Annotated in this window: 4 protein-coding genes; 1 reads left to right on the forward strand and 3 read right to left on the reverse strand. The window is 68.9% G+C overall.

Annotated elements, in window-relative coordinates:
- The 3 genes from AUP43_RS05940 to AUP43_RS05950 form a co-directional block, all read right to left on the reverse strand.
- The coding region (locus AUP43_RS05940) for a 2Fe-2S iron-sulfur cluster-binding protein (RefSeq protein ID WP_067553765.1) at nucleotides 1-1,075 on the reverse strand (1,075 nt) is incomplete at its 3' end.
- A gap of 1 nt (nucleotide 1,076) precedes the next feature.
- Nucleotides 1,077-1,877 carry an FAD binding domain-containing protein gene (locus AUP43_RS05945; protein ID WP_067553767.1) on the reverse strand — a complete coding sequence of 267 codons (801 nt, stop codon included), beginning with the start codon at nucleotides 1,875-1,877 and terminating at the stop codon, nucleotides 1,077-1,079.
- Nucleotides 1,874-4,234, reverse strand: coding sequence for a xanthine dehydrogenase family protein molybdopterin-binding subunit (locus AUP43_RS05950; RefSeq protein WP_067553769.1), 2,361 nt, complete (start codon nucleotides 4,232-4,234; stop codon nucleotides 1,874-1,876). The genes AUP43_RS05945 and AUP43_RS05950 overlap by 4 nt, the downstream gene beginning before the upstream one ends.
- 190 nt (nucleotides 4,235-4,424) lie before the next feature.
- Between AUP43_RS05950 and AUP43_RS05955 the strand changes: the two genes are divergently transcribed.
- Complete coding sequence (locus AUP43_RS05955) at nucleotides 4,425-5,690, forward strand: amidohydrolase/deacetylase family metallohydrolase (protein WP_067553771.1); 1,266 nt, start codon at nucleotides 4,425-4,427, stop codon at nucleotides 5,688-5,690.
- The last annotated feature ends 57 nt before the right edge of the window (nucleotides 5,691-5,747 follow it).

Raw genomic sequence — 5,747 nt, forward strand, 5'->3', positions numbered from 1 at the left:
TATAGGGGTGCTGCGGGTTGCGCAATATCTGCTTGGCCTCGCCGAACTCCACCAGCTTGCCATACTGCATGACGGCGACACGGTCGGCGATCTCCGCCACCAGCGCCGGGCGGCCGAACTGGGCCAGCGGCCCCTTCAGCGCATAGAGCATCGACAGATCGAGCCGCGACCGGCCATCGGGCAGCGCCTCTAGGACGAAATCCAGCGCCCCGTCGAGGGTGGAGCGGCTGAGCCCGTCGCGCCCGCTGCCGACCACGCGGCCCTGCTGCGTGGAATCATCCAGCGTCACCTGCGCCGTGCCCCGGAAAGTCGCGCGCATCGGGCCGATGGCCACGGTGCATACGCCTTGCGCCCGGCCATCCTCGACCGGCCCGTCCAGGCTGGCGCCGGGGATGCAGGAAACCACGGTCGGGATATCGCGCAGCACCGGCCAGACCCGGTCCGCCGGCGCGTCCAGCACCAGGCTGCGCGACAGGCCGACGCCGTCCTTGACTTCCGTTACCGGCTCCGCCGGCCGGGTCACGGCGGTGGGGGCCACCGCCTCGACCGCCGCCGCCGAGACCGCCGCGCGCTGACGGCGCGGCAGGGGCGTCAGGCGCGCTGCCGGCGGATCGTTCGCCAGCACATCCTGGATCGCCGCGACGATGCCGGCATAGCCGGTGCAGCGGCAGATATTGCCCGACAGCTCGCGCCGGATGCGGGCTTCGTCGGCATCCGGCAGGCGGCGCACGATGTCGTAGCCGGTGGCCAGCATGCCGGGCGTGCAGAAGCCGCACTGCAAGCCGTGATGCCGGCTGAAGGCGGCGCGCAGCCGCGCCATCAGCGGATCGTCCTCGAACCCCTCCACGGTCTGCACGGACGCCCCGTCGCAGGCCACGGCGAAGGTGATGCAGGAGCGCACAGGGCGACCGTCGACATAGAGCGTGCAGGCCCCGCACACGCCCTGCTCGCAGCCCAGATGGGTGCCGGTCAGCAGGTGATCCTCGCGCAGGAAGTCGGCCAGATGGGTGCGCGGCTCGGCCGGCTTGGTGACCGGCGCGCCGTTCAGCGTCAGGGTGATCTCGTGCTGGCTCATCTTATTCTCCGTTCGCCTGGGCCAGCGCCCGTTCCAGGGCCGTCGCATGCAGGGCGAGCGCTTCCGGCGGCCAGCCGGGCAGGGCCTGTGCAACCGCGTCGCGGGGGCTCAGCCGCCCCTCGATCACCGCCTGCGACTCTGCCAGCACCAGCGGCTGGCGGCCGAGCGCGCCGAGGACGCAGCGATTGACGTGCTTCGCGGGATCGACCAGCACCGTGGCGCTGGCCTTGGCGAATTCGCCAATTTGCCGGCAGAATTTCCAATAGCCCCAGCGGGCATCCGGCCCCGGCTTCGGCACCTCGATGGCGACCAGCAGATCGCCCTCGCCCAGCGCCGTCGCAAAAGGTCCGGTAATGAAATCCGCCATGGCGATCTCGCGCCGGCCGGCCGGGCCGTCGATGATCGCCGTGGCATTCAGGCCGGTCATGACGATGGCCCAGTCGGCGGCCGGGTCGGCATGCGCCAGGCTGCCGCCCAGCGTGCCGCGGTTGCGCACCGCGCGGTAGGCGATACCCGCCGCCGCTTCGCGCAGCCAGCCGCCGGTCGGGTCCGGCGCCTCGCCATCCTCGATCTCGGCATGGGTGATCGCCGCCCCCAGCCTCAGGCCGGTGGCGGTTTCGGCGACGGCGCGCAGCTCCGGCAGCATGGCGATATCGACCAGCCGGCCAGGCCGCGCCAGACGCAGATTCAGCATCGGCCCCAGCGACTGGTTGCCGGCCATCGGCTTGACCCCGGCGGAAAGCGCCGCCTTGGCGTCGGCCAGCGAGTCGCCAGCCAGATAATCGAAAACGGCGGGCTTCATTCGGCGGCTGCCTTGCCCTGGGCCAGGGCGCGCAGCACGCGCTCCGGCGTCAGGGGTATCTGGTTGACCTCGGCGCCCAGCGACGCCAGCGCATCGTTCACCGCATTGGCTATGGCGGCCGGCGGGCCGATAGCGCCGCTCTCGCCGATGCCCTTCTGGCCGAAGCGGCTGATCGGCGACGGGGTTTCCATGTGCAGGATGCGGGTGCGCGGGATATCGGACGCCACCGGCAGATGATAATCCGCCAGGGTGGAGGCCAGCGGCTGGCCCGAGGAATCAAACTGCATCTCCTCGAACAGCGCGGTGCCGATGCCCTGTGCCAGCCCGCCCTGCACCTGGCCGTCAACGATCATCGGGTTGATCATGGTGCCGGCATCCTCGACGATCACGTAATCCAGCAGCTCGACATGGCCAAGCTGGAGATCGACGCTGACCACCACGGCGTGACAGGCATAGGAAAAGGTGCCGGTGTCGCGCACCGTCTTGTAACCTTCCGTCGCCTCCAGCCCGCGCGGGTCGACATCATCGGGCAGAAGCTGCGGCTTCTGATACCAGGTGCGCGCCACCTCCTCAATGGAGACCGCCGCGCTGCCTACCTTGGCGAAGCCGTCGGTCAGGATCACCTCCTCCGGCCGGGCCTGCAGCAGGTGGGCTGCGATGCGGCGGATGCGGTCGCCCAGCACGGCCGCCGCCGTGCCGACCGCGCCGCCGGCCATCACCGCGCAGCGCGAGCCCCAGGTGCCGGTGGAATAGGGCGTATAGGCGGTATCGCCATGCACCAGCTTAACTTTGGCTGGGTCGATGCCGATTTCCTCATGCGCGATCTGCGCCAGCGTGGTCTCCAGCCCCTGGCCGTGGCTGTGCACGCCGACGCGCAGCTCCAGCCCGCCATCGGGCGTGAGCCGCGCGGTCGCCTGCTCGAAGCCCGGCACCATCGGAATGCCCCAGCCGTGATAGACCGAGGTGCCATGCGCCCCCTGCTCGCAGAACAGCGAGAAGCCGACGCCGATGCGCTTGGCCCCCGACTGGTCCTTCTGCCGGGCGCGCACGCCGTCGATGTCGATGGCCTCCAGCGCGCGTTCCAGCGCCTGGGGATAGTCGCCGCTGTCGAAATATTTGTTGGTGATGTTGGTGAAGGGCATCTGGTCCGCCGTCACCAGATTGCGGCGGCGGATATCCTCCGCCGGCAGGCCCAGCTCGCGGGCGATAGCGTCCAGCAGCAGTTCCATGGCGAAGCACACGCCGGTGCGCGCCACGCCGCGATAGGGCAGGATCGGCGGCTTGTTGGTGGTCACCGCCCAGGTCTTGCAGCGAAAGCCGCGCATGCGGTACGGGCCGGGCAGGATGCTGGCAACCTGCGCCGCCTCCAGGCAGGCGGAAAACGGATAGATCGAATAGGCCCCGGAATCGACGATGGCCTGGCAATCCACCGCCAGCAGCTCGCCGTCCGGCCCGGCATAGCCGGTGATCTCGTAGGAATGCTCGCGGCAATTGGCATTGCCGGTCAGATGCTCGCGCCGGTCCTCGATCCAGCGGATCGGCCGGTCCAGCTTCATCGCCAACCAGCCGGCCACGACTTCCTCGGCCAGCAGGATGCCCTTATAGCCGAAGCCGCCGCCGACATCCGGCGCGACGATGCGCACCTGCCCCTGGTCCAGCCCCAGGCAATCGGCGATGCCGGTGCGCACGACATGCGGCATCTGGGTGGCGCTGTGGATGGTCAGCATCTCCAGATGCCGGTCCCACACCGCGACCAGCCCGCGCCCCTCCAGCGGGGCCATGCATTGCCGGGCGGTGCGGAAGCTGCGCGTCACCACCACGGCGGCGTCGCGCGCAGCGTCCTCGAAGCCGATATCGACCGTGGATTCCAGGAAGGCGTTCTCGTCCCAATGCTCGTGCAGCAGCGGCGCGTCGGCATCGCGCGCGCGGGTCATGTCGTGGACCGCCGGCAGCTCCTCGAAATCGATCTCGACCAGCTCGGCCAGATCCTCGGCCAGGGCGCGGTTCTCGGCCAGGCAGGCGGCGACCGGCTCGCCGACATGGCGTACCTTGCCCTGGGCCAGCACCGGCTGGGTCGAGCTGCGGAAACCGGGCAGGCCGGAATTGGCGCTGATGCCCTTCACCCCGGCCAGGTCGTCGATTGTGAAGACGCTGGCACCGCCCTCGGCGGGCTTGGTCACGCCGCGGATGCGGGCATGCGCCAGCGGGCTGCGCACAAAGGCCATCTCCAGCATGCCGGGCAGGCGCATATCGGCGATGAAACGGCCACGGCCGCGCAGATAGCGGTCATCCTCGCGCCGCAGCAGGCGTGCGCCGACGCCCTTGCCGGTCGCCTTCCCCTCGTTCCCCGTACTCATAGCGGCTCCTCCGACTTTGCGTCAAGACAAGCCCTCCCCATGCGGCCTTATTGGCCTTGACAGGCCGGGTCCACTGGCCCAGCTTTTTAAAAGAGTTTAAGTACAACATTCTGTATTACAACTTTTTTCGAAGGGCCCGGTTTGCCGCCTTTTCGGCGCTTCCGGCGTCGCGGCATTCAAGGAGGCGATCATGAGCGAGCGGCCCGCATTCGACACGCTGATCCTGAACGGCACGGTGATCGACCCCGCCGCCGGCCGGAACGGCCGCTTCGATATCGGCGTCACCGACGGGCGGATCGCCGCCATCGAGCCCGACCTTTCCGCCGCCCCGGCCAAGCAGCGCATCAACGCCGCCGGGCTGATGGTGCTGCCGGGCATGATCGACACCCACGCCCATGTCTACCAGCATGTCACCGGCCGCTTCGGGCTGAACCCGGACATGGTCGGCGTGCGCTCCGGCGTCACCACGGTGATCGACCAGGGCGGGCCGAGCTGCATGACCATCGGCGGCTTCCGCAATTTCATCGTCGAGCCGTCGGCCACGCGGGTGCTGTGCTACATCTCCAGCTACCTCGTCGGCGGGCTGGAAGGCCATCTCTACCCGGATTTGTACGGCCCGAACGGCGTGAATGTGGAGCATACGGTGCGCGCCGCGCGGCTGAATCTGGACATCGTGAAGGGCATCAAGGCGCATGCCGAGATCGGCGGACAGTCGCGCTGGGGCGTCGAGGTGATCAAGCTGGGCAAGCAGATCTCCCGCGAGCTGAAGCTGCCGCTCTACATCCATCTGGGCCAGCTCTGGCCGACCGCCGATTCAGCGCCGATTCCGGACCCGGACGAGCTGATCCGCGAGCTGATGCCGATCATCGAGGCCGGCGACATCCTGGCCCATCCCTTCACCCGCCATCCCGGCGGCTTCGTCTCCGAGACCGGCGCGGTGCATCCGCTGCTGCTGGAGGCGGTGCATCAGGGCGGGCTGCATGTCGATGTCGGCCATGGCTCGCATTTCAGCTTCGACGCGGCGCGCCGGGTGCTGGATGCCGGCATCGTGCCCTTCACGCTGGGCGCGGACATGCATGGCTATAACGTCCAGGTGCCGAACTCGAACGAGGAAACCGACCGCGACAGCAACCCGTTCTTCGGCGTCGCCCCGTTCAACCTGACCATCGCCATGACCGAGCTGCTGCATCTGGGCGTGCCGCTGGAGCAGGTGGTGGCCATGGTCACCTCCAACCCGGCGAAGCTGCTGGGCATGGAAGACCAGCTCGGCACGCTGCAGCCGGGCCGCGAGGCCGATATCAGCGTGCTGAAGATGGAGACCGGCCGCTTCAAGCTGTCCGACAATTCCGGCGCGGAAGTGATCAGCGAACAGCTGCTGCGCCCGGCCTTCTGCCTGCGCGCCGGCCGCCGCTTCGACGCCGATTCCTTCTTCGTCCCCGACGCCATCGCGGCCTGAGCCGCCGTTCTTACTGTCCCCGATTCATACCGCCACCCGTGTCCTTCGAGACGCCGC

The organism is Oceanibaculum pacificum, from assembly GCF_001618175.1.
Classification (GTDB): Bacteria; Pseudomonadota; Alphaproteobacteria; order Oceanibaculales; family Oceanibaculaceae; genus Oceanibaculum; species Oceanibaculum pacificum.